At 37.1% G+C, this 24,933-nt stretch carries 28 protein-coding genes; 22 read left to right on the top strand and 6 right to left on the bottom strand.

The window, feature by feature from the left end; genetic code table 11:
* Positions 1–256: 256 nt before the first annotated feature.
* The 9 genes from B4D49_RS01980 (at position 257) to B4D49_RS01940 (ending at position 7,305) form a co-directional block, all read left to right on the top strand.
* Complete coding sequence (locus tag B4D49_RS01980; RefSeq protein WP_286783039.1) at positions 257–1,234, top strand: alcohol dehydrogenase catalytic domain-containing protein; 978 nt, start codon at positions 257–259, stop codon at positions 1,232–1,234.
* Positions 1,224–1,676, top strand: a complete 453-nt coding sequence (locus tag B4D49_RS01975; RefSeq protein ID WP_286783038.1) for a MarR family winged helix-turn-helix transcriptional regulator — start codon at positions 1,224–1,226, stop codon at positions 1,674–1,676. The genes B4D49_RS01980 and B4D49_RS01975 overlap by 11 nt, the downstream gene beginning before the upstream one ends.
* Complete coding sequence (locus B4D49_RS01970) at positions 1,666–2,301, top strand: ABC transporter permease (RefSeq protein ID WP_286783037.1); 636 nt, start codon at positions 1,666–1,668, stop codon at positions 2,299–2,301. Before B4D49_RS01975 ends, B4D49_RS01970 begins: the two co-directional genes overlap by 11 nt.
* A complete protein-coding gene (locus B4D49_RS01965; RefSeq protein WP_286783036.1) occupies positions 2,291–3,211 on the top strand; it encodes a glycine betaine ABC transporter substrate-binding protein in 921 nt (306 codons plus the stop codon). The genes B4D49_RS01970 and B4D49_RS01965 overlap by 11 nt, the downstream gene beginning before the upstream one ends.
* A gap of 12 nt (positions 3,212–3,223) precedes the next feature.
* A complete protein-coding gene (locus tag B4D49_RS01960; RefSeq protein ID WP_286783035.1) occupies positions 3,224–3,997 on the top strand; it encodes an ABC transporter ATP-binding protein in 774 nt (257 codons plus the stop codon).
* A complete protein-coding gene (locus B4D49_RS01955; RefSeq protein WP_286783034.1) occupies positions 3,990–4,616 on the top strand; it encodes an ABC transporter permease in 627 nt (208 codons plus the stop codon). Before B4D49_RS01960 ends, B4D49_RS01955 begins: the two co-directional genes overlap by 8 nt.
* A gap of 135 nt (positions 4,617–4,751) precedes the next feature.
* The gene (locus B4D49_RS01950) at positions 4,752–5,384 is read left to right on the top strand and encodes a GTP pyrophosphokinase (RefSeq protein ID WP_286783033.1); all 633 of its coding nucleotides are present in this window, start codon (positions 4,752–4,754) and stop codon (positions 5,382–5,384) included.
* Between the two features lie 5 nt (positions 5,385–5,389).
* Positions 5,390–6,070 carry a response regulator transcription factor gene (locus B4D49_RS01945; protein WP_286783032.1) on the top strand — a complete coding sequence of 227 codons (681 nt, stop codon included), beginning with the start codon at positions 5,390–5,392 and terminating at the stop codon, positions 6,068–6,070.
* Positions 6,071–6,078: 8 nt separating this feature from the next.
* Complete coding sequence (locus B4D49_RS01940) at positions 6,079–7,305, top strand: sensor histidine kinase (protein WP_286783031.1); 1,227 nt, start codon at positions 6,079–6,081, stop codon at positions 7,303–7,305.
* Between the two features lie 58 nt (positions 7,306–7,363).
* Here B4D49_RS01940 and B4D49_RS01935 read toward each other — a convergent pair whose 3' ends face one another.
* Positions 7,364–8,209: an aldo/keto reductase gene (locus B4D49_RS01935; protein ID WP_286783030.1), complete on the bottom strand. Its 846-nt coding sequence runs from the start codon at positions 8,207–8,209 to the stop codon at positions 7,364–7,366.
* Positions 8,210–8,274: 65 nt separating this feature from the next.
* Positions 8,275–9,189, bottom strand: a complete 915-nt coding sequence (locus B4D49_RS01930; protein ID WP_286783029.1) for a LysR family transcriptional regulator — start codon at positions 9,187–9,189, stop codon at positions 8,275–8,277.
* A gap of 575 nt (positions 9,190–9,764) precedes the next feature.
* Between B4D49_RS01930 and B4D49_RS01925 the strand changes: the two genes are divergently transcribed.
* The 13 genes from B4D49_RS01925 to fni all read left to right on the top strand — a co-directional run bounded on the left by B4D49_RS01925 (position 9,765) and on the right by fni (position 20,978).
* Complete coding sequence (locus B4D49_RS01925; RefSeq protein ID WP_074481659.1) at positions 9,765–10,790, top strand: uroporphyrinogen decarboxylase family protein; 1,026 nt, start codon at positions 9,765–9,767, stop codon at positions 10,788–10,790.
* 60 nt (positions 10,791–10,850) lie between these two features.
* Entirely contained in the window at positions 10,851–11,729 is an 879-nt protein-coding gene (locus B4D49_RS01920; RefSeq protein WP_286783028.1) for a transporter substrate-binding domain-containing protein, read from the top strand.
* Between the two features lie 9 nt (positions 11,730–11,738).
* The gene (locus B4D49_RS01915) at positions 11,739–12,431 is read left to right on the top strand and encodes an amino acid ABC transporter permease (RefSeq protein ID WP_199543701.1); all 693 of its coding nucleotides are present in this window, start codon (positions 11,739–11,741) and stop codon (positions 12,429–12,431) included.
* Positions 12,432–12,441: 10 nt separating this feature from the next.
* Positions 12,442–13,122 (top strand): amino acid ABC transporter permease, encoded by a 681-nt coding sequence (locus B4D49_RS01910; RefSeq protein WP_199543703.1) that lies wholly within the window; start codon positions 12,442–12,444, stop codon positions 13,120–13,122.
* Between the two features lie 20 nt (positions 13,123–13,142).
* Positions 13,143–13,901 carry an amino acid ABC transporter ATP-binding protein gene (locus B4D49_RS01905; protein ID WP_199543705.1) on the top strand — a complete coding sequence of 253 codons (759 nt, stop codon included), beginning with the start codon at positions 13,143–13,145 and terminating at the stop codon, positions 13,899–13,901.
* A 137-nt stretch (positions 13,902–14,038) separates the two neighbouring features.
* Entirely contained in the window at positions 14,039–14,722 is a 684-nt protein-coding gene (locus B4D49_RS01900) for an amino acid ABC transporter permease (RefSeq protein ID WP_286783027.1), read from the top strand.
* The gene (locus B4D49_RS01895) at positions 14,682–15,359 is read left to right on the top strand and encodes an amino acid ABC transporter permease (RefSeq protein ID WP_286783026.1); all 678 of its coding nucleotides are present in this window, start codon (positions 14,682–14,684) and stop codon (positions 15,357–15,359) included. Before B4D49_RS01900 ends, B4D49_RS01895 begins: the two co-directional genes overlap by 41 nt.
* Positions 15,347–16,111, top strand: a complete 765-nt coding sequence (locus B4D49_RS01890) for an amino acid ABC transporter ATP-binding protein (protein WP_199543710.1) — start codon at positions 15,347–15,349, stop codon at positions 16,109–16,111. Before B4D49_RS01895 ends, B4D49_RS01890 begins: the two co-directional genes overlap by 13 nt.
* A gap of 32 nt (positions 16,112–16,143) precedes the next feature.
* The gene (locus B4D49_RS01885) at positions 16,144–17,022 is read left to right on the top strand and encodes a cysteine ABC transporter substrate-binding protein (RefSeq protein WP_286783025.1); all 879 of its coding nucleotides are present in this window, start codon (positions 16,144–16,146) and stop codon (positions 17,020–17,022) included.
* A gap of 165 nt (positions 17,023–17,187) precedes the next feature.
* Positions 17,188–18,066: a mevalonate kinase gene (mvk, locus tag B4D49_RS01880; protein ID WP_199543717.1), complete on the top strand. Its 879-nt coding sequence runs from the start codon at positions 17,188–17,190 to the stop codon at positions 18,064–18,066.
* The gene (gene mvaD, locus B4D49_RS01875) at positions 18,048–18,998 is read left to right on the top strand and encodes a diphosphomevalonate decarboxylase (protein WP_286783024.1); all 951 of its coding nucleotides are present in this window, start codon (positions 18,048–18,050) and stop codon (positions 18,996–18,998) included. Before mvk ends, mvaD begins: the two co-directional genes overlap by 19 nt.
* Positions 18,985–19,983: a phosphomevalonate kinase gene (locus B4D49_RS01870; protein WP_286783023.1), complete on the top strand. Its 999-nt coding sequence runs from the start codon at positions 18,985–18,987 to the stop codon at positions 19,981–19,983. The genes mvaD and B4D49_RS01870 overlap by 14 nt, the downstream gene beginning before the upstream one ends.
* Positions 19,980–20,978, top strand: a complete 999-nt coding sequence (fni, locus tag B4D49_RS01865) for a type 2 isopentenyl-diphosphate Delta-isomerase (protein ID WP_199543723.1) — start codon at positions 19,980–19,982, stop codon at positions 20,976–20,978. Before B4D49_RS01870 ends, fni begins: the two co-directional genes overlap by 4 nt.
* Before the next feature lie 24 nt (positions 20,979–21,002).
* Here fni and trhA read toward each other — a convergent pair whose 3' ends face one another.
* The 4 genes from trhA to B4D49_RS01845 form a co-directional block, all read right to left on the bottom strand.
* A complete protein-coding gene (gene trhA, locus B4D49_RS01860; protein WP_074481671.1) occupies positions 21,003–21,659 on the bottom strand; it encodes a PAQR family membrane homeostasis protein TrhA in 657 nt (218 codons plus the stop codon).
* Entirely contained in the window at positions 21,649–22,092 is a 444-nt protein-coding gene (locus tag B4D49_RS01855) for a DUF1836 domain-containing protein (protein WP_132869344.1), read from the bottom strand. Before B4D49_RS01855 ends, trhA begins: the two co-directional genes overlap by 11 nt.
* Positions 22,093–22,237: 145 nt before the next feature.
* Positions 22,238–23,512 (bottom strand): hydroxymethylglutaryl-CoA reductase, degradative, encoded by a 1,275-nt coding sequence (locus tag B4D49_RS01850; protein WP_286783022.1) that lies wholly within the window; start codon positions 23,510–23,512, stop codon positions 22,238–22,240.
* Complete coding sequence (locus B4D49_RS01845) at positions 23,502–24,677, bottom strand: hydroxymethylglutaryl-CoA synthase (protein WP_286783021.1); 1,176 nt, start codon at positions 24,675–24,677, stop codon at positions 23,502–23,504. Before B4D49_RS01845 ends, B4D49_RS01850 begins: the two co-directional genes overlap by 11 nt.
* Positions 24,678–24,933: the final 256 nt, after the last annotated feature.

Below are 24,933 nucleotides of genomic sequence, written 5' to 3'. Positions count from 1 at the left end.
AGTCTGGGACAAAATGCTCAGTCTCGTTTTTTTGTTGTCTACATATTCTAGTTAAAAGATTTTAGAAAATTAGGCAAGTACCTAGCTTTTTCTTTTGTTTTTATTTTGTAATAGCATTTATATAACTTGCAATCAATTTTTAAAGCAAAAGTGGCATTTGTTTAAGAATTGGAAAATAGTAAAAATTTTTGACTATTTTTGGTGATTGTGACATAATAATGGAAAATAGCGAAAACGTTTAAAAGGAGGGAAGAAAGTGAAAGCTGTTATTGTTAGCAAAGCAGGAGATAGTAGTGTTTTAGAGGTGACTCAGGTTTCTAAACCGCAAGTAAAACCAGGTTGGTCTTTGGTGAAAATTATGGGATTTGGGATTAATCGTTCTGAAATTTTTACCAGACAAGGCTTGTCGCCGAGTATCACCTTTCCAAGGATTCTTGGGATAGAATGTGTTGGCGTCATTGAAGAGACGACGGACGAACAACGTTTGCCAGTTGGTCAAAAAATCATTTCGATTATGGGAGAAATGGGACGTGATTTTGATGGCTCGTATGCTGAATATGTCCTTTTGCCAAATGAGCAGATTTATCCTATCTCAACGCAGTTGGATTGGGCAAGGTTGGCGACGATTCCAGAGACTTATTATACTGCCTTTGGTGCTTATCAAAATTTAAAAATTACCTCCCGTGATACGGTTTTGGTGCGTGCTGGTGCTAGTGGTGTCGGGACGGCTTTTGTGAAATTGGTAAAAGCTAAATTTCCTGACGTGAACGTCTATGCAAGTGTGCGCAATACTGCTAAAAAAGCGCAGCTTTTGGAAGCTGGATATGATGATTTGGTTATTGATGATAATGGTGTGCTAAAGATGGATGTGACATTCACGAAAATCTTAGAATTAGTTGGACCTGCCACAATCAAAGACAGTCTAGGGCATTTGCAAGAAAACGGAATTATTTGTTCCTGTGGTCAATTGGGACGAAAATGGTATCTGGAAGAATTTGATCCAATTATGGAACTTAAAAATAATGTCTATTTGACAACATTTTATTCAGGTAATGTTTCACAAGATAAGATTCAGAAAATGTTGGCTTATATTGAGCAAGAACAAGTAGATGTTCGCCCTGAGCGTGTATTTGATTTGGATAGTATACAAGCTGCACATGATTATCTTGATAGTGTTGCGGCATTTGGCAAGGTCATTGTTTTAAATAAGGAGGAAAATTTTAGTGATAAGTAATGCTAGAAAATACGCTCGTTTGCGTGATGAGCAATTTTCCCTCTATGAAAGCTACGCTAAAAAGCATGGGCTAAATAGTAAATCGTTATTAGTTTTTATGTGGATTTATCATAATCCACATGGGATGACACAGGAGAGCATTGCAAAACGAACATTTTCAACGAAACAAGTGATTCAAGCAATTGTTAAAACTTATATGAAAAATGGAATATTATATTTGGAGCCTTCCCGAATTGACAGGCGCAAGAAGTTGATTCGTTTAACTGAAACAGGTCAGCAGTTTGCTGCTGAATTATTGGAGCCGTTAGCAGATTTTGAAGCGCAAGCAATGAGCGCTTTGACTTTGGAAGAACAGGAAGTTTTATTGTCAGCGACAGCGATGTTCACTGATAGGTTAAAAGAACTTTTAGAAAGTCATCAGGTAAAGGAACATGTTAAATGATATAGCTACATATTTTGCAGATAATGGAAATACTTATTTAGGATACGTTTGGCAACACATTAGCCTAAGTTTCGAGGCTTTGTTGATTGCTTTAATCATCGCTCTACCACTTGGTTATTTTTCTTACGAAAAGCCTTTTGTACGACAATTGTCAACGCTTTTGACGCAAGGGTTACGCGTTATTCCAAGCCTTGGAATACTATTTATTCTGATTCCATTCATTGGAGTGGGGCGCTTACCTGCATTGATTGCTTTAGTGATTTTGGGAATACCACCCATTTTATTAAATACGATTGTTGGGTTTGCATCGGTTTCAGAAAATTTGCTGGAAACAGCTTTGGGACTTGGGATGACAAGGTCGCAATTATTAACAAAAGTCCAATTTCCGTTAGCTCTGCCACATATTTTAAATGGCATTAAATTGGCATTGGTGGAAATTATTGCTAGCGCAACCTTGGCGACCTATATTGGAGCAGGTGGACTTGGTACTTTGATTTTTACAGGATTAGGACTTTATCGTTATGATTTATTGCTAATTGGTGGTGGTTCGGTTGCGATATTGTCGTTCCTTAGTATGATTATTTTTGATTTAAGCATAAAAGGGGTAGAACATTATGAAAAATAAAAAGGTGATTTCAGGAGCGTTACTGGTAGTCATTTTGGTGGCAATTGTTGGTGGAATTTGGGCGTGGCGTAATAATCAATCTTCTGAAGCGCAGCAATCGTCAACCACTATTCGTGTGGGGTCGAAAGATTTTACGGAAAATCTAGTCATTGCTGAAATTTATGCGCTTGCGCTTGAGGACAATGGTTATACCGTTGAGCGTGTGTCAAATATTTCAAGTTCTTTGATTCATAATTCAATTGTCAATGATGAGATTGATTTATATCCAGAATATACAGGAACTGGTTTGCTGTCAGTTTTGGGTGAGGATATGGAAACAGATTCAGAGAAAGTTTATAAGATTGTCAAAAAAGAGTATGAGGAACAATTTAACCTGACTTGGCTCGATTACGCGTCAGCAAATGATAGCCAAGGTTTGGTTATTCGTACGGAAGTCGCCAATTCACTCAACATCAAGACGATTTCTGATTTGCAAGCTCATGCTAGTGAATTGCGCTTTGCTTCACAAGGGGAATTTGATGAACGTGAAGATGGTTTACCAGGACTTGAAAAGATTTATGGTACCTTTAACTGGCAATCTTCAAAGGTATATGACAATAGTTTGAAATACAGTGTTCTTGAAAATGATGAGGCGGATGTGACGCCAGCTTACACGACCGAAGGTCAGTTGGTCAATACGTATGAATTCACCTTATTGGAAGATGATAAACAATTCTGGCCACCATATAATTTAGCGCCTATTGTGCGAGATAATATTTTGGATGACAATCCAGATATTAAAACCATTTTAAATAATATTTCGGCAAAACTTGATACTGAAATAGTTACGGAACTTAATGCTAAAGTGGATGTTGACGGTCAAGAATATACAGATGTCGCAAAAGAATACTACGATAGCATAAAAGGTTAGAAAGATAGATTTATGACAGAAAAGACAATGATTCAATTTGCGCATGTGAGCAAAGTTTATGGTGATAAAACGGTTGTTAATGATATTAACTTAACCATTGAAAATGGCGAATTTATTACCATTTTGGGAACATCAGGTTCTGGTAAGACAACCATGCTAAAAATGATTAACAAGCTGATTGAACCAACGTCAGGGACGATTCTCTTTGCTGGGCAAGATATTGAGCAGATGGATTCCGTTAGCCTTCGTCGTCAGATTGGTTACGTTGTCCAACAAATCGGCTTATTTCCACATATGACGGTTGCTGAAAATATTGCAACTGTTCCCAAGTTATTGGGCTGGGATAAGGAACGCATTGAAAATCGTGTGGGAGAACTTTTAGATTTGGTGCAATTGCCTGCAGCGGATTACGGCGAACGTTATCCAAGTGAATTATCCGGTGGGCAGCAACAGCGGATAGGTGTTGCGCGTGCTTTAGCTGCTGACCCTGATGTCATGTTATTTGATGAACCATTTGGTGCCATTGATGCCATTACTCGCAATGATTTACAAGAGGAATTGCAAGCGATTCATCAGAAATTAAATCAAAAGACATTTGTTTTTATCACTCACGATATTTATGAGGCGTTTAAACTGGGAACACGCGTGGTTATCATGGATAATGGTACCATTTGCCAGTTTGACACACCAGAAAATATTATCAAAAATCCAGGAAATAAATTTGTCCAAAAATTGATAACAACTGCGCAGGAACAAGAAAAACTGTGGAGGGCTAGCTATGATTGATTATTTTAAGACATCTTCTGATAAGTTAATCACGGCGCTCATTGAACATATTGAATTGACGAGTTTTTCCCTACTGTTTGCTCTGCTATTTGCTAGTGTCATCACGGTGATTTTGCTGTTTTACCCTAAAATAAGGCAGGCTTCTGTTTACGTCTTATCACTATTGTACGCCATTCCGAGTTTTGCACTGTTTACCTTGTTGATTCCCGTGACAGGTTTGGGGACGCGAACAGCCATAATAGCTTTGGTAATCTATGCGCAATATACGTTAGTTCGCACATTTTTAGCAGGATTGACACAAGTTGATGACAGTATTGTTGAAGCGGCGACTGGTATGGGGATGACAAGGTGGCAAATATTAGCAAAAATTCAGTTGCCATTGGCGCAATCCTCTATTTTTGTAGGAATACGTTTGGCAGCAAATTCAATGATTGCTATCGCAACAATTGCCTCAACGATTAATGCAGGCGGTCTAGGTAGTATTTTGTTTGACGGACTCCGCACAATGAGTTTGCCTAAATTGCTTTGGGGTATCATTTTGACTGTTGCCCTAAGCTTATTAGTCAACCTCATCTTGTATCTTGTTGAAGAATTAGTCAAGAACGAAAGCGTGAGTTAATGCGTCTTGCAATAATAAGAACACAAACCAAGAAGTTGGGCATTTTGCTCAACTTTTTAGCTCTTAAAAATGCCCCTTTTAGCTTCTTATAAGGAATTTTGTTATAATGAAACTATCATCTAGTTAGGAAAAGTTATGACAGATATGATTTATGGAGAATATGCTGATTACCTGCCTTTGATTTTGGAGGACTTTAGTCAGCGTATTCGCAAGAAAAATGATGAGGTTAAAAAAGAGACTGGTTATAAGCTGTTTGAACATTTTATCGCTCGCGTTAAGACTCCTGAAAGTATGACAGAGAAGTGTCAACGCAAAAATCTTCCAGTAACAACCGAGTCTGCTTTGAAAAAAGTGCGTGATAGTATTGGTCTGCGGATAGTATGTGGTTTTGTTGATGATATTTATACCTTAGTGGACCTTATCCGTTCTTTTGATGATTGCACCATTGTTGCTGAGAAAGATTACATTAAAAATGCAAAACCAAATGGCTATCGTTCTTACCATTTGATAGTTGAAGTTATGACACCTTATCCTGATTGTCTTGGAAATGAGGAGGGCTCATACTTTATTGAGGTTCAGCTTCGTACCATCGCCATGGATTCCTGGGCTAGTCTTGAACATCAGATGAAGTACAAACATGACATTAAAGATCCAAAACGTATTGTAAGAGAGCTAAAACGCTGTGCTGATGAATTAGCGTCATGTGATTTGACGATGCAGACCATTCGTAATTTGATCCAAGAAAGTTCTCAAGATGAAGGAGAATAATAACTATGAAAGTACTTATTGCAGAAGATGAAGTTCAGATGAACCGAGTTTTGACAACAGCATTGACTCATGAAGGTTATGATGTTGATTCTGTTTATGATGGTCAAGCAGCTATAGAGAAAGCTAATGAGAATGCTTATGACGTGATGGTCATGGACATTATGATGCCGAGAAAAACAGGAATTCAAGCTGTTCAAGAAATTCGTCAAAGTGGTAACCAAGCTCACATTATTATGTTGACAGCTATGTCTGAAATTGATGACCGCGTGATGGGACTTGATGCTGGTGCTGATGATTATTTGACCAAACCATTCTCTCTTAAAGAGTTATTGGCGCGACTTCGTTCAATGTCCCGTCGTGTAGATACTAACTTTACATCAAATATTTTAAAACTTGGGACGGTGACGTTAAATGTCGGTGAACAGGAATTAGCTAGTCAAAATACCATTCGTTTAGCAGGAAAAGAGGCAAAAATGCTTGAATTTTTTATGTTAAACCCCGGTAAGAAGTTATCAACTGAGCAAATTTTTAATCACGTCTGGGCAAGTGACAAGGATGATCCAGATATTGATGATGGTTATGTCTTTATTTATGTTTCCTACCTTCGTCAAAAACTCCAATCGATTGGGGCAAATCTCGTGATTGAAGGTGAAGAAATGGGAGACTATGAGTTGAAAGAATTGTAGGTGACCCGATGTTTCGAAAGCTTCGCATACGCTTTATTGCAATTGCTTCTTTAGCGATTTTACTGGTTTTGTTTTCGGTTGTTGGCGTCTTGAATTCTGCTCGCCATGTTCAGACGGTTGATGAAATCAATAAAATTTTATCCTTACTGGCTGATAATGGGGGTAGTTTTCCTAGCATTTCAAAAACGACTAGTGAGTTAGGAGATACGGTTTCAGTTGATACTCTTTTTCAATACCGCTATTTTAGCGCTAAAATGGACCGTGATGGGAATATCATTTCTTTAAATGCAAGCAATATTTCTGATTTGACTGATCAAGAAGTTAAAGATTTTTTGGTGAGAATCAACCAATCTAAGGATACTCGAGCTGATTTTTCTTATCATCACCATACCTACTCTTACTTGGTGACAGAAGAAAGTCGACATACGGATTTGATTGTGGTATTAGATTCGACTAATCAATTTAGAGATAATCTTGCTTTGGTGCACTTGTCTATTTGGATGTCAGGTGCTAGCTTTATTTTCTTTGTCTTGGTTATCTCAATTGTATCTGGAAAAGTTATCAAACCGTTTATTCGTAACTATGAACGTCAACGACGATTTATCACTAATGCTGGTCATGAATTAAAGACTCCGTTAGCGATTATTGCTGCGAATAATGAACTTGTTGAATTGATGAATGGAGAGTCTGAATGGACTAAAAGTACTAACGATCAAATCGATCGTATGACAGGCTTAATTAATGGTTTAGTAGCTATGGCGCGTTTAGAAGAACAGCCTGAGTTGGTCTTAACAAGTGTTAATTTTTCAGATATTGCAAGAGATGCTGCAGAAGATTTTAAAGGACCAGTTATCAAGGATGGTAAGCACTTTATCATGGCTATTCAATCAGGGATTCATGTTAAAGCTGAAGAAAAATCATTATTTGAATTAGTTACTCTTTTGGTTGATAATGCTAATAAATATTGCGATCCAGGTGGAACGGTATCGGTTAAATTAAGTAAAAATCGTCTTTCTAAAGCCCGTCTTGAAATTTCTAATACCTACAAGGCAGGCAAAAATGTTGATTATACAAAATTCTTTGAACGATTTTATAGAGAAGACGAATCTCACAATAATAAGAATTCAGGCTATGGAATTGGTCTTTCAATGGCTCAAACCATGGTTAAACTTTTTAAAGGTAACATTTCAGTTACCTATAAAGATGACCTCATCACATTTGTTGTGACTTTGTAATGATAAGAAAAAGCTGAGACAGAAAATCTCAGCTTTTATATTTATTAAAGTAGTAGTTTTAGACAGAATAGCCTGATAAGCGTTTTACTTGTTCAACGCTTTCATTTGGTCCGTAGTTGTCAGGGAAACGGTCAAGTGACTGGATTTGCTTGATGTCATCTGGTGTGAGTTCAAAATCAAAAATATCAAAATTTTCTTTGATACGGTTGAGGTGAACTGATTTTGGAATAGTTAGGATATCATTTTGAATTTGCCAGCGAAGAATGACTTGAGCAACTGACTTATCATGTTTTTTTGCAATACTTGTTAGGATAGAATCTTTGAAAATATCATCTTTTCCTTGATTAAAGGGACTCCATGCTTGTGTAGCAACGTCAAATTCTTGGTTAGCTGCACGGAGAAGTGGTTGCTGTTTGTATGGATGAAGTTCAATCTGGTTAAGTGCCGGAACAATTTCAGTATTGATAGCAAAATCTGTCAGCCGCCCCGTTGAGAAATTTGAGACGCCAATGGCACGAATACGACCTTCTTTATAGAGATCAGACATTGCACGCCAAGCTCCATGAGTATCACCGTATGGTTGGTGAATGAGGTAGAGGTCTAGATAATCAGTTCCTAGTTTTTTGAGGCTTGTTTCAAATGCTTTTTTGGTTTCATCATAGCCAAGTTGGTTAATCCAAGCTTTAGTAGTTATGAAAACATCTTCACGTTTAATACCTGAGGCTTTAATAGCCTTACCGACTGCTTCTTCATTTCGATAAAGAGCTGCTGTATCGATAAGACGATAACCGATTTCAAGAGCGTCTTCGACTGACTTTTGGCATTCATCTTGGTCAAAAATTTGCCATACTCCAAAACCAAGTTTTGGGATTTTAACGCCGTTGTTGAGAGTTTTAAATTCCATAAGCATCCTCCTTTTTTCTTCATTCTAACACAAAAGTTTTGTAATCTTAAAAGATACGACTCAAACTAGATTAGCTGACTGTTGTCTTCAAATTCTTCTAAACTAAGCTTGATTTCATTGATGAAACTAGCTCCGATATCAGATAGTTTTTTCTTGCGATTGGTCACATAACCAAGTGTGTGTTTTGGACTATTCTTCAGTGGAATAAGAACAATCTGATCTTTGACAAAGCTATTGACGATCCCAAGCCCTGAGGCATAAGCATTCGTAGCACAAAGCAAATTCATTACAGTTCCTCGGTCATTGCTGTAAAGAATACGTTGTTCATCATGGATATCGAGAGCATCTTCATCAAAATTTAAACCTGACTGCTCTTGACGAAAGCGAATTTGATTATAACCTTTTAGGTCACTTTCTGAAATTACTGCTTTGTTAGCAAGTGGGTGGTCACGACGGAGAAAGACACGTGTTGGAAATTCTCCTAAAGAGGTGAATTCCAAATCTTGATGTTCTAGTGATGATTTTAAAATGTGTTTATTGTCATCATCCAGGTAAATTATCCCTAAGTCAGCTTCAAAAGAAGCAACACTATCAAGGATTTTTTTGGTGCTTGTTTCAATTGTTTGAAATTCTTGATAATCTTGTTTAAATTCTTGGGCGACTTTAGCAAGCGGAATAGACAAAAAGTCGTAGTGATGAGAAGCAACCGTAAAACTTTTCTTAAATTGATCATGGTAGCGTTGTTGTAATAAATCTAATTCTCCAATGATGCGTTTAGCATACTTTAAAAAATCATGACCATCCTCAGTTAAACGCGTACCTGTATTAGAGCGCGTGAAAAGCTGGACTCCTAATTCAGTTTCTAAATCTTTAATAGAGCAAGACAAGTTGGGCTGAGTCATGTATAATTCCTTAGCGGCCCGGCTAAAAGACCCTACGCGAGCGACGACTTCGACATAACGACATTGTTGGAAATTCATAAAACATCATCCCTTTTTGTAATAATTGTTAATATTATAGTGAAAATACATTAAAAAATCAGCAAAATTCTGATAAGAATATCTTAAGTACTGATAAAAAAATCCTATAACCTGCGATAAATACGCTTAATTATTAGCCGATTTTATGGCTGGCAATAAAAAGAATAGATTTTTCTAAAGAGCTCAAAGCTGCTACAATAAGCTTAGAAAGCTACTCGGGGGTGACATGTCAATGCTCTTAACAGAAAAACACTTAAGAAATAGCTCAATTGCTGTTACAATTATTCTTGTCATATCTCTTCTTATTTTTTTAAATTGTTCTTCCTTCAAAGCCTATCAAACTAGAAAACGATCATCTCATATTCGAAAGGAAGATATTGTTCGAATTCAAAGTCTTAAGAGTTTGACACATTTACCTTACGAGTAAAAAGTTGGAGATAAACTGTCTCCAACCTTTTTTTTCTTTTTTATACCATAACTCATTTTTATGGCCGAGCATAAATAAAATAGATTTTTCAAGTCAGATAAAGCGTGATAGTATAATTGCCATACCAAATGCAAAGGAGATTACGCTAATGACAACAAAAAGAGAGTGGGTTTTAAAAGCCTTTAAAAATGAAAAAGTTGATAGAGTTCCAGTCGGATTTTGGTATCATTTTACAACTGATGATGAACGAAGTGATGGTTTCAATCCTGTTATTTTTAATAAAAATATCGCTGGGCACAAACGATTTATCTCAGATGTCGATCCAGATTTTGTAAAAATCATGAGTGATGGTTTCTTTACTTATCCAAATGATGCTATTCATGAAGGTATTAAATCGATTCATGAACTTGAAGGGATTACCTCTATTGGAGAAAATCATCCATGGATTACAAAGCAAGTTGAACTTGCTAAAAAAATTCGTGAAGATTTCCATGAAGATATTGCATCTTTCTATAATATCTTTGCTCCAGCAACTTATCTCAAATGGCATCTTGATGGAAAAGGTGGCAATGGGGATAAAATTATTGAAGATTTTATCAAAGAAGACCCAGAATTAACGAAGAAAGTTCTAGATGTAATTGCTTTTGATATTGCACTACTAACAAAACGTTTGATTGAAGAAGCGGGCGTTGATGGGATTTACCTTAGTGTTCAGAATTTGCAGGATTCACGATTGAGTCGCATTGAATATGACCATGTTATCAGACCGGGCGAATTGCATGTTTTAAACCGAGCTATTTCAGCCGGTGGAACAAATATTCTTCATATCTGCGGTTATGAAGGTGCTACAAATGATATTTCGTACTACACTGATTATCCAGCTGATGTCATTAATTGGGCTGTTGAATTGGAAGGTGTTAGCCTATCAGAAGGACGTCAGTTATTTGGTGGAAAAACGGTTCTCGGTGGCTTTAGAAATACTGAAAATGATTTGCTTTATCGAGGAAGTAAGGAAGCTATTCAAGACAAAGTTAAACAGTTGCTTGAAGAAGCGGGACGTCAAGGCGTTGTTATCGGTGCTGATTGCACGGTGCCAAGTGATATTGCCTCAGAACGTATTGCTTGGGTGAAAGAAGCCGTTCTTGATGAGGTTCTTGTCAAAGCAGCCGTTTGATTTTAAGAGTTTTTAGGAATGAAAGAAAAGTTTTAGGTAAAAAGAAAAGGAGTGGGTTATATGAGTAAGAAAAAAAGGATTATTTCTGGTGGTGTTATTGTAGCACTTGTTGCAGCGACAGTTGTCGGACGTCAATTAACAGGTAAGATATCAGCAAGTGCAGACAGTTCATCGAGCAAGTCAAATAAAGTAACAACTTTGCAAGTCGCTCACACACAAAATTATGTTCCATATGATTTTGTCAATGACAAAGGTGAAAGTGATGGATTTGAAGTTGCAGTGTTAAAAGCTGTTGATGACAAGCTAAAAAATTATAAGTTTGATTATACGGGAACAAGCGATGAAGATTTATTGATTGGTCTTGAATCAGGCAAGTATGATATTGGTGTCAAAGGGGCTTGGTACACCGAAGAACGCGCGCAAAAATTCATTATTCCTGATGAAGCCATTGGTGCTAGTGTAATTGGATTTGCCATTCGAAAAGCTGATGAAGGAAAATACAAAGACATTGATTCATTTGCCAAAGATGGTGGTAAGTTGGTTCCAATTTCGCCACAAAATGCTCAATATAATGTCATTCAAGAGTACAACAAAAAAGCTAAACACCCAATTGAACTCAAAGAATCTGAAAGCTTCTCAGTTGCGGATGCCTATGCTTGGGTGCTTGAAGGTCGTTATGACGCTTATTTCTCAATTAAATTGTCATTTGAAGAAGCTGTCAAAAAAGAAGATGGGGCTTACCATCAGTATGCAGACCAATTGACATGGTTCCCATATAAAGGTATTGAAACATACCCATTGATTCATAAAAATGATACTAATAAAGCATTTGCAAAAGAATACGATAAAGCCATCAAGGAATTGCAAAAAGATGGTACAATTGCTAAACTTTCACAAAAATACTTTGGAGAAGATGTCTTTAGTTATGTAACAGATTAGGAGGTAGCTATGGTTTCTTATGAACCGTCTCGTGTAATAAGAGTAATTCCAGATATTTTAACAGCTCTACCTCTTACTTTATGGGTCTTGGCATTAACTGTTTTGTTAGGAAGTTTATTAGGTTTCTTGTTAGCTTATGCACAACTATCAGACGAACATGGCTTTTCCATTTTAGCTAGAGGCTATGTCTTTATACTAAGATGTACACCACCAATTGTTCTTATCTTCCTTGTTTTTTATGGTTTACCTCGTTTTTTAGAATGGTGGTTAGGGATTGATGTAAATGGCTGGTCTCGTTCGATATTTGTGATTTTAGCAATGACTTTGCTCTTTGCGGCAAGTATTTCAGAAGTCTTTAAATCTTCGTATTTAGCCTTGCCAAAAGGACAACTAGAAGCTGGTCTTAGTATTGGTTTAACAGATTCTCAGACTTTTGTGCGTATTCTTTTGCCTCAAGCTTTTAGAATTGCCCTTCCTAACATTACAAGTGCCGTGATTAATTTATTAAAGGATATTGCTCTAGCTTACACCATTGGATTAGTGGATTTGATGGGTGAAGGCAATCTTATCATTTCGCGCAACATGGGCAATTATTCTTTGGAAACTTATACCGCAGTTGCCATTATTTACTGGAGTTTAGCACTGATTTTGTCTGTTGTTACTCATGTGATTGAAAATGATTTGGATACTAGAGAGGGTTAAGGAGGAGATTATGGATTTTTCTTATATTTTGGAAACATTTGTGAAGACTCTCGCTGGTATTCCGGTGACGTTAGGAATTATGGTGGTTTCGATTCTTTTGAGTTTTTTTCCAGCACTTTTCTTGGCCTTGGGGCGTATTTACAGGGTCAAAGGGGTGACAACATTTTCAGTGATTTACCTTGCTTTTATACGATCAACACCGGCTATTTTATTGATTTTATTTTTCTACAGCCTTTTTCCAAGTTTGATTAATCAATTATTGAAAGCATCAGGTTTTAACGTTTTTGACATTAATCCCATTTATTATGCATTTGTTATCTTCGGTCTAATGACGACTGGAAGTCTTTCTGAAATTATTCGCTCGGCAATTTTGACGGTTGATAAGGGGCAGTTAGAGGCAGCTCTTGCTATTGGTTTGTCAAAAAAACAAGCTTATCTCAGGATTGTCTTTCCTCAAGCAATTCGTCAGGCTTTGCCAAATCTCTGTAATTTAGTGATTAATCTTGTCAAAGGTACCTCTCTTGTTTTTGTAATGACAGTAAAAGATATTACAGCGATTGCGAAAATTGAAGCTGCTTATGGCTACCATTATTTTGAATCCTATTTTGTTATTTTTATTATTTACATTGTGATTTGCGGGCTTATTCAATATGGATTTAAAATCTTGGAAAAACGGGCACAAATTGGTTGATCTAAAGTGAGGAGTTTGTTATGTTAACAGTGAAAAATATCGAAAAATCATTTGGAGATAAGAAAGTTTTAGATGGCATTAGTTTGACAGTTAATCAAGGAGATGTTGTGGTGATTTTGGGACCATCAGGGTCAGGGAAAACAACTTTTCTTAGGTCTTTAAATTACCTTGAACATGCGGATGCGGGAGAATTAGAATTAGACGGAAAATCTTATGATTTAGCAAAAATCAGCCGTAAAGATGTCCTTGAAATTCGAAAGAAAACAGCTTTTGTTTTCCAAAATTATAATTTATTTGCCAATAAAACAGCACTTGAAAATATCTTAGAAGGCTTAGTGATTGCTAGGAAAGTGCCCAAAGAAAAAGCTATTCCGATTGCTGAAAATGCTCTTAAAAAAGTTGGGCTTTTAGAGAAAAGAGATTTTTATCCGAGCCAATTATCAGGTGGCCAGCAACAACGGATTGGAATTGCGCGTGCCATCGCTGTTAAACCAGAAGTAATCCTTTTTGACGAACCAACGTCAGCGCTTGACCCAGAATTGATTGGTGATGTTCTTGACGTGATGAAGGAATTGGCCGAAGAAGGCGTGACAATGGTTGTTGTGACCCACGAAATGAGCTTCGCGCGTGATGTGGCAACACACATTATCTTCATGGAGGGTGGACATATCATAGAAGAAGGTGACCCGAAAGAATTCTTCACACGACCAAAAGAAGAACGTACCAAACAATTCTTGACACGAATTATTCCAGAACTTAATATAGACCCAGTGATTTGAAAAATGTCGGCATGCTTTTGTGCCGATGTTTTTTTAGTTAGATTATAAATATTTTTTATGGCGAAGCATAAATAATTTAGAGTACACGAGTTTGGGATATTTTCCTATAATACCTTTATAACGTTTGGAGGGATATCATGTTAGATTGGGAGTTTATTTATGCGAATATTCCTTTGTACCAACAAGCTTTGCGATTAACGGTTAGGCTGGCTTGTTTTGGTATTTTAGGAGCGTTTGTTCTAGGCTTTTTGATTAGTCTGATTAAATTCTATCGGATTCCAATTCTGAGTCAGCTTTGTCAAATTTACATAGAACTGTCACGAAATACACCTCTTTTGATACAACTCTATTTTCTTTACTTTGGTTTACCAAAGATTGGTTTGGTCTTATCATCAGAGCTTTGTGCGGTTGTAGGGCTAACTTTTTTAGGGGGATCTTATATGGCTGAATCATTTCGTTCAGGCTTTGAGGCTGTTTCAAAAAGGCAGTACGAAGTAGGGTTAAGTCTAGGCTTGACGCCAGTTCAAAATGTCTTTTATGTGATATTTCCTCAAGCACTTGCTGTGGCTCTACCATCTTTAGCTGCTAATGTCATTTTTTTAATTAAGGAAACTTCTGTTTTTTCAATTGTTGCTTTAGCAGACTTGATGTATGTAGCTAAAGATTTGATTGGACTTTATTATGAAACAGATGAAGCTCTTTTGATGCTAGTGCTCGCTTATCTGATAGTCCTGCTACCAATTTCATTGCTAGCAAGACTAGTAGAAGGGAGGTTACGTCATGCAGGATTCAGGCCTTCAAGTGCTTTTTCAGGGGAATAATCTTCTTCGCTTGTTTAAGGGGTTACTTGTAACCATTGATATCTCGTTACTGTCAATTGTGATTTCATTGATTTTAGGGTTTGCTTTTGGATTTGTGATGATATCGCGATTTCGCATTATTCGGATACTTTCACAGCTCTATTTAGAATTTATTAGGATTATGCCACAGTTGGTTCTTTTGTTTTTGGTTTATTTTGGACTTGCTAGGAGTTTTAATCTAAACCTATCTGGAGAACTTGCAGCAGTCATTGTTTTTTCAATGTGGGGGACAGCTGAGATGGGAGATCTTGTCCGCGGGGCACTAACCTCTTTACCTAAGCATCAATTCGAAAGTGGTCTAGCTTTGGGGTTAACTAAACGGCAATTGTTTATCTATGTGATTATTCCACAAATTTTACGTCGCTTATTACCCCAAGCTGTAAATTTGATGACAAGAATGATTAAAACGACTTCATTGGTTGTCTTGATTGGAGTTGTTGAAGTGGTCAAAGTTGGGCAAGAGATTATTGAAGCTAATCGATTAACAGTTCCAAGTACAGCAATTTGGATTTATGGCTTTATTTTCATCTTGTATTTTGCCATCTGTTTTCCAATCTCACGATTGTCAATATACCTAGAAACTGTATGGAAGGAGTAACAGAATTGACAAAAGTTTTAGAACTCAAGAAAATAAAGAAATCTTATGATAGTCAAGTTGTTTTGGACAATGTGTCTTTTTCAGTTGACGAGGGTGAAGTTTTAGTCATTCTAGGTCCTTCTGGATGTGGAAAATCAACTTTACTTCGCTGTATTAATGGTTTAGAGCCAATCCAATCTGGGGAAGTTCGTCTAGAGGGTGAAAATATTTTAACAACCCCTAAAAATTTGCCACAGATTCGTCAAAAAATAGGCATGGTTTTTCAGTCTTATGACCTTTTTCCTCATTTGACTGTTTTGAAAAATCTATTGCTGGCGCCGATTAGAGCTCAAAAGCGCTCAGCAAATGAAGTAAGGAAAGAAGCTTTGCAACTGCTAGAACGTGTTGGGCTATCTGGAAAAGAAAATAGCTATCCGCATGAATTATCTGGTGGACAACAGCAGCGTGTTGCTATTATAAGAAGTTTGCTCTTGCATCCAGAGGTTTTATTATTCGATGAAGTGACAGCTTCGCTTGACCCAGAAATGGTGAGAGAAGTTTTAGAGTTGATTGGTGAATTAGCAAACGAAGGTCGGACAATGATTATTGTGACCCATGAATTACAATTTGCTAAAGCAATCGCAGACCGTGTGATATTTCTTGAGAAAGGTCATATCGTTGAAGAAAGTGATGCTGAAACATTTTTTTCTCAACCGAAAACCCAACGTGCTCGAGATTTCTTAAATGTCTTTGATTTTTCAACGGTAGGTTAATATGTGTGATTATTTTTATAAAGGAGATATATATGAAAATTGTAAAACATTTTTTGGCACTTGCTAGTCTATTATTCCTTGTTTTGTTGGTAGGATGTTCAGCATCGAAATCATCAACGGCATCAAGTTCGTCATCATCATCTGGAAATACAGCTAAAGCTCGTTCTCTTGATGCAATTAAGAAAAGTGGTACTATCAAAATTGGCGTTTTCTCTGATAAAAAGCCATTTGGTTATGTGGACGATAAAGGGAAATATCAGGAATATGATGTTTACTTTGCTAACCGTTTGGCAAAAGATCTAGGTGTGAAGGTCAAATATGTATCAGTTGATCCTGCCAGTCGTGTTGAATATTTGATATCAGCAAAAGTAGATATTATTCTTGCAAACTTTACTGTGACTGATGAACGTGCTAAACAAGTTGACTTTGCTTTGCCATACATGAAAGTAGCACTTGGTGTCGTTTCTCCGAGCGATCATTTGATTTCATCTGTTGATGATTTAGAAGGTAAAACACTTATTGTAGGTAAAGGAACAACAGCTGAAACTTACTTTGAAAAGAATTATCCAAAAGTCAATTTGCAAAAATATGATCAATATAGTGAAGCTTACCAAGCTATGTTAGATGGTCGTGGCGATGCACTTTCTACAGATAATACTGAAGTACTAGCTTGGGCTTTAGAAAACAAAGGATACCAAGTAGGTATTACAAGTTTGGGAGATACCGACACTATTGCGCCAGCAGTCCAAAAAGGAAACACTGAACTTCTTGATTGGATTAATGATGAGATTAATACTTTAGGAAAAGAAGACTTCTTCCACAAAGATTATGACAAAACACTTGCCCCAGTTTACGGCGATGCTGCTAAAGCAGATGATTTAGTTGTTGAAGGTGGAAAAGTTGACAAATAAATCTTTTGAGATAACATTGTGAAATTGATAAAGTCTGAGAGCCTAACATCTCGGACTTTTTACTATGCCTTTAAATTTTAATCCCCAACATTTTTTAGTAAAAGTCGCTTTTTTTGTGGAACAATGATAAAATGGAGTGTAAACTAAAAATTGTAAGAGAAGAAAATGACTAAGAAAATTGGCGTCGGAAAGGCGCATAGTAAGATTATTTGGATGGGTGAACATTCAGTTGTTTACGGTTATCCTGCCATTGCTATTCCACTTCAAGGAATTGAGGTTGAATGCCGTATCTATCCAGCTGATGAAAAGATTCACTTCGATTATTATGACACATTATCAACGGCTGTTTACGCAGCGCTAGAGTATTTGAATCACACAGATGTTTCCATCACTTATGCTATTCGTTCGGAAATTCCTCAAAAACGTGGTATGGGATCATCTGCAGCCGTTTCAATTGCTGCTATTCGTGCCGTGTTTGATTACTTTGAGCAAAGTATTGACATGGATACGCTTGAAATTTTGGTCAACAAGGCTGAAATCATTGCACATTCAAACCCAAGTGGACTAGATGCTAAGACTTGCTTGAGTGACAAAGCTATTACCTTTATTCGTAATATTGGCTTTAATACGCTGGATTTGGATTTAGAAGCTTATCTGGTTATTGCTGACACAGGGATTTATGGCAATACCCGAGAAGCTGTTGAGAAAGTTGCCCAAGCAGAAGAAGCTAATTTACCGCATTTAGCTGCTTTAGGTGATTTGACAGAGTTGGTCCAAAAGGCTATCAAAGAAAAAAATATTCAAAAAATCGGACCACTAATGACGAAAGCTCACACAGAACTTCAAGCTATCGGAGTTAGTATCGATAAAACCGATAAATTAGTTGAGATCTCTTTAGAAAACGGTGCCCTTGGTGCCAAAATGAGTGGTGGCGGACTAGGGGGCTGTATCATTGCCCTTGCAGAAACAAAAGCTGCCGCAGAAAAAATTAGTAAAGCATTAACAGAAGGAGGAGCGGTTCAAACGTGGATCGAAAAATTGTAACGGTAAAATCATATGCCAATATCGCTATTATCAAATACTGGGGGAAAGCTGATGCGGTCAAGATGATTCCAGCAACCAGCAGTATTTCATTGACACTGGAAAATATGTTTACAACAACAAGTGTTTCCTTTTTACCAAACTCAGCGACGCATGATGAATTTTATATCAATGGTGTTTTACAAGATGAAAAAGAACACGCTAAAATTTCTGCCATTATTGACCAGTACCGTGGGCAGCGTTCTGAATATGTTAAAGTTGAAACAAGCAATAATATGCCGACTGCTGCTGGACTTTCATCAAGTTCTAGTGGGCTTTCAGCTCTTGTTAAAGCTTGTAACGAACTCTTTGAAACTGGTCTAAGCCAGGCCGAGTTAGCCCAAAAAGCAAAATTTGCTTCAGGATCATCTTCACGTTCATTTTTTGGTCCGCTTGCTGCTTGGGACAAAGATACTGGTGACGTTTATCCTGTTCAAACAGATCTTAAATTGGCAATGATTATGCTAGTTTTAAGCGACAGCAAGAAACCAATTTCTAGTCGAGAAGGTATGAAACGTTGTGTAGAAACGTCAACAACATTTGCGGACTGGGTGAAACAATCTGAAAAAGATTATAAGGATATGCTTGCTTATTTGAAAGCTAATGATTTTGAAAAAGTTGGAGAATTGACTGAGCGTAATGCCCTTGCTATGCATGATACTAACACTCATGCTAACCCTCCATTTAACTATTTAACAGATGAAAGCTATCAAGCAATGGATTTTGTCAAACAACTGCGTGCTGAAGGTGAAAAATGTTATTTCACAATGGATGCTGGTCCAAATGTCAAAGTTCTTTGTCTTGAAGAAGATTTGGAACGTTTGACAAAACGCTTCGAGGAAAACTATCGTGTCATTGTTTCACGAACTAAGGAATTACCAGATGAAAATGATTAAGGTTCAAACTGGCGGAAAGCTCTACATTGCTGGTGAGTATGCCATCTTAACACCAGGTCAAACAGCTATCATTAAAAATATTCCCATTCACATGACAGCAGAAGTCAAAGGAAGTCCAGAGATTAAATTATTTTCTGATATGTTTGACTATGCTGTTGGGATGACGGAAGATAACAATTATGCTCTTATTCAGCAAACAATCGTGACACTTTTTGACTATTTAGGGAAGTCAGCAGAAGCAATGCCTCCTTTTGAGTTAAGCATTACTGGAAAGATGGAGCGTGATGGCAAGAAGTATGGCATTGGATCAAGTGGTTCGGTTACTGTCCTAACCCTTAAAGCCTTATCTGCCTTTTATGATTTGAATCTGTCAGCTGATTTGTTATTTAAATTAGCTTCTTACACATTGTTAAAAATGGGCGATAATGGGTCAATGGGGGATATTGCTTGTATTGCATACAATAACTTAGTTGCATTTACTTCATTTAATCGACAAAAGGTTGCCAAATGGATTGAGGATGAGCCAATTCAGACTGTTCTTGATAAAGACTGGGAATATCAGATTGAGGTGATAAAACCAGCCTTGTCTTGTGAGTTTTTGGTCGGTTGGACTAAGCAACCGTCAATTTCAAAAGATATGATTAATCTGGTGAAATCAGCTATCACACCTGAGTTTTTAGCAGAGACACAAAAACAAGTACTGATTTGTCAAAAGGCTCTAGAAAGTGCTGACAAAGAAACTGTTAAAACATCACTTCAAAAAGTCAGTGATTTACTGCTTGGCTTAAGCTCAGCTATTTATAACGATAAATTAAAAGCTCTAAAAGCTGCTGAAAAAGGTTTAGACGTGATTGCTAAATCATCAGGCTCAGGTGGAGGCGATTGTGGTATTGCAATATCATTTAGCCCTAATGATAGTAAAGAACTCATCAAACGTTGGCAAGAAGCTGGTATTGAGCTACTAGATTTGGAGGAATTAGCATGATGAACCGTAAAGATGAGCATATCAAGTACGCTCTTAAATACCAATCTCCTTATAATTCTTTTGACGATATGGAGTTGATTCATCATTCCCTTCCAGATTATGATTTAAGTGAGATTGATTTGCATACGCACTTTGCTGGACGAGATTTTGATTTTCCCTTTTATATCAATGCTATGACTGGCGGTTCAGAAAAAGCAAAAGCTGTTAATCTTAAATTAGCTCAAGTTGCTCAAGCGACAGGTCTTGTTATGGTTACGGGCTCATATAGTGCTGCTTTGAAAAATCCTGCTGATGATTCTTATCCAAGTAAGGCTGATTATCCAGATTTGTTGTTAGCGACAAATATTGGGATTGATAAATCCTATGAGCTTGGATTACAAACTATTGAAGAAATGCAGCCAATTTTCTTGCAGGTGCATGTGAATCTAATGCAAGAGCTTTTGATGCCAGAAGGAGAGCGTGAATTCCGTTCTTGGAAGCAAAATCTAGTTGATTACGCAACTAAAATGCCAGTTCCAGTTATCCTGAAAGAAGTCGGTTTTGGTATGGATTTAAAAACGATTGAAACTGCTTTTGAGCTGGGGATTAAAACTTTTGATATTTCAGGACGTGGTGGAACAAGTTTTGCTTATATTGAAAATCAACGTGGGGACAATCGCTCCTATCTTAATGATTGGGGTCAAACGACTGTTCAAAGTCTCTTGAATGCTCAATCTATGGTCGATAAAGCTGAGATTTTAGCATCTGGTGGAGTTCGTCATCCGCTTGATATTGTGAAATGTTTAGTACTTGGTGCTAAAGCCGTTGGACTATCACGTACGGTTTTAGAGTTGGTAGAAAAATACCCAGTTGAGAAAGTCATTGATATCATTAACAGTTGGAAAGATGATTTGCGACTAATCATGTGTGCTCTTAACTGTAAAACAATTAAAGACCTAAGACAAGTTGATTATCTTTTGTATGGAAAATTGCAAGAAGCCACAAAAAAACGCTGATTCATGGGAATCAACGTTTTTTTATTATAGCATGAAGTAAACGATGGCGATGTATTGAAGTACAGAAGCAAGCAAGATAAATAGGTGCCAAATCATATGATCATATGGACGTTTTCTAGCATAGAAAACAGCACCAATTGTATAAGCTAAACCACCTGCAACCATTAAACTCCAAAAGACAACTCCAGTTTTGCTAATAATACTTGGAATGATGAAGATGACTAACCATCCCATTAACAAGTAAAGAAAGAGTGAGAATTTTTCATTGATTTTCTTGGCGAAAATTTTGTAAAGAATACCAAAAATTGTAGCACCCCATTGCAATATGATAATTAAGTAACCTAACCAGCCACCAACAAGTGAAAGAGCGACAGGAGTATAAGAACCTGCAATAGCAATATAAATCATACTGTGATCAATGATACGTAAGATGAATTTTTGAGGTGAATCATATTGCATTGAGTGGTAAATGGTTGATGATAGAAACATCAAGAACAAGCTGATATCAAAAATTGACATCCCAACAGCAGCCTGCATGCCATAGTGGTGATAACTGTAAATAGCAGTAATTGGTAAAAGAACAAGCATTGCTACCGCACCAACTGCGTGAGTGACGCTGTTTGCGACTTCTTCACCAAAAGAAAGGCGTTTACTGAGTTTAAGAGTCATGCTAGCTTTCATGAGATTCTCCTTCTAATTCGTGAACCAATTCATGGGTTTGAAAATACAATTTCAAAGTTTGACAAGCAGAGACAACCACAGGTGGTAAATCATCAACTTTTTCACCGTTCATACAAGCTACAAAATCATCATAACGTTTTTGCGACTGGTCATCAGCTGTCAAAAGCGCTAACGTTTGACTAATTTCTTGGATAGAAAAGACATTTTTCAAACTTGTAATCACAATCAATCGAGCAACTTGTTTGCGATTGTATTTCTTTTTAATTGGTTTTTCGAGATGTCCATGTTTGACATAATTATTTATCATTGAAGCTGTTAAGCCTTTGCCATCTTGCTGGTTGGCTTGTCCAACTTGATTAACGTAAAGCAGTACTTGGTCTAAGTACAAATCAATTTCTGGTAATTCAGACCATTTTGGATAAGTTGGTTTCATAAAGTTATATCTACCTCTTTATCTAGTATCGATAACTAGATTATATAATTATCAAAAATTAAAGTCAAGAAAAAAACTGTCCAGTGGACAGTTTTTTTCACGAGCCTGAAAATAGGAAAACGAGTCAAGTCCAGTGGACAGTTTTTTAGTTATCTCTAAGATTTAGTAAGATATGCTGAGCAGTTTCTAGATTCATATGTGGTGCTTCTAAAAGAGCTTTAACCACTTCAGAAACTTCTTTATCCTTGGCACCAGCAAGAAGTACTAGTGATTTTGCTTGCAATTTCATGTGACCTGCTTGGATACCAGTAGATGTCAAAGCTTTAACAGCAGCAAAGTTTTGAGCTAAACCAACTGAGACAATGATTCGTGCAAGTTGACGAGCATCTGGCTGACCAAGAAGATTATGAGCGATTTTAACAGTTGGATTAAGGCCGATAGAACCGCCTTTTGTTGCAATTGGCATTGGCAGCGTCAATTGACCTCGAAGGACTTGCTCATCTTCATCAAAAGTCCAAGTAGCTAGACCACGGTACTGACCGTCTTTACAAGCATAGGTATTAGCGCCTGCTTCGATAGCACGCCAGTCATTTCCAGTTGCCATAACGACAGCATCAACACCGTTGAAAATGCCTTTGTTGTGAGTGCTTGCACGATAGATATCTTCCTGGGCAAGCTTGCTTGCTAAATGGAATTTGCGAGCTAATTCATGAGCTTCTTCTTTATTACGGCTGAGGTAACGTAGGTTAACTTGACATTCTGCAGTTACTAAAGATTCAGTCGCATAGTTTGATAGAATTGCCATTAAACTTTTTCCGCCAGAGAGTTCTTCAAGACTTGGTACTAAAGCCTCCATCATGGTGTTGACCATGTTAGCACCCATGGCTTCCTGAGTATCAACTGTCAAATAGACAATCACGAAATCATCTTTTTCATCGATACTCAATTCACGAGCACCACCCCCACGTTTTACAATAGAAGGGTGAGCATCGTTAGCTAAGCTTAGCAATTGTTCAGAATGTTCGACGATAGCCTTTTTAGCGGCGCTTTTATTTGGAACGTCATAAAGAGCAACTTGCCCAATCATTTTACGTGAGTGAACTTGAGTTTTGAAACCTCCAGAACGTTTGATGATTTTAGCAGCAAAACTTGCAGCAGCAACCACAGAAGGTTCTTCGGTTACCATAGGAACATTAAATACTTTGTCATCAATTTGAAAATCTGGTGCCAATGAAAATGGCAATGAAAAAGTTCCTAAAAGATTTTCTGTCATTTGATTAGCCGTTTCAAGTGACAGAAGTTTATTAGCTTTTAAGTGTTCTAAGTTATCAGCACTGATAAGTTCATTATTTTCCAGATGTTCAAGGCGTTCAGCCAACGTTTTTTTGGAGAATCCTCCCCAAGTCACTTTATTTGTCATTTACTTTACCATAGATTCTTTGATGTTCACGAATTTCTTTGAGAGCATAGGCTCCAGTTTTGTATTCAGCAATAGTTGCATTACCTTCAGCATCAATCACAGGCTCTTCAAAGAATAGTTTTTCATAGTCTTCAACTGATAAACGGATACGTTGTTTAAGTGTTTCGAGACGATTTGTTTGAAGCATATCTTTAAAACCATCGACCAGTGTTGCTGAGAAAATTTCTGCTACAGCACCGCTACCATAACTAAAGAATGCAATATTGTCACCAGCCACAAGATTTTTAGAGTTTTCAAGAAGTGAAAGAAGCCCTAAATAAATTGACCCTGTGTAGATGTTTCCAACTTGTTTACTATAGATAATAGAACTTTCAAAGTTTTCTTTGAGTTTTTCTTTAAGTTCTTCTGGAAGGCTTTTATCCATCACTTTGTTGAAGCCTTTGAGAGCTAGTTTAGGGAATGGAAGGTGGAAACAGAAAGCTGAGAAGTCAGCAAGTGAAGTGTCAAAACGTTTTTGGAACTCAGCCCAAGTTGTTTTCAACATGTCAAGGTACTGTTTTGTTGAGTAAATACCGTTAACAAAAGGTGTTGTTGAATAGTTTGGACGCCAGAAATCCATGATATCACGTGTTTGAGCAACTGATTTATCGTTAAGAAGTAGGATACGTGGATCTTTTGAAATCAACATAGCAATACTTCCAGCACCTTGAGTTGGTTCACCTGGTGTGTTAACACCATAATGAGCAACGTCTGAAGCAATCACGAGAACTTTTGATTCAGGGTGCTTTTGAACATGCAAGCGAGCATAATCAAGCGCTGCTGTTGCACCATAACAAGCTTCTTTCATTTCAATACTACGAGCAAATGGTTGAATTCCTAGAAGACTGTGGATATAAGTAGAGGCTGCTTTACTTTGGTCAATTGATGATTCAGTTGCCACAATAATCATATCGACAGTTTCTTTGTCTTCTTCGCTTAAGATACTTTCTGCCGCAGATGCACCAAGTGTCACAATATCGTCATTGACTGGTGTGATACTTAGATTATTTAATAGGAGACCTTTGCTGTATTTATCTGGATCAACATTGCGGCTCTCAGCCAAGTCGTCCATATTCAGCACGTATTGCGCTGTTGCAAATCCTATTTTATCAATACCAATTTTCATGAAAAAACCTTTCTCTTTATTGAATTTCCAATAAATGTTAGGGGGTTAAATTCGTACTTTCTTACCTAACAAGTCATTAAAAGGTGGGGAAGTCCTTTTAAAAAAGAAATCCTTTTTTATCAAATTACGGCGTGACGAATAATTGTCCATTCATAATTCTACCACAAAGTATGCAAAAATCCCTATAAAAAATTTGTTTGTTTTAACCTTCAAAGTAAATAAGAAATTCTTATTAAATCCTTCAAAATGCTGGTAA

Origin of the sequence: Streptococcus sp. UBA4344, from assembly GCF_002393675.1 — a bacterium.
GTDB classification, from domain to species: Bacteria; Bacillota; Bacilli; order Lactobacillales; family Streptococcaceae; genus Streptococcus; species Streptococcus vicugnae.
The sequence above is the reverse complement of the archived record's forward strand: the minus strand, read 5'-3'. Positions and strand labels throughout refer to the sequence as shown.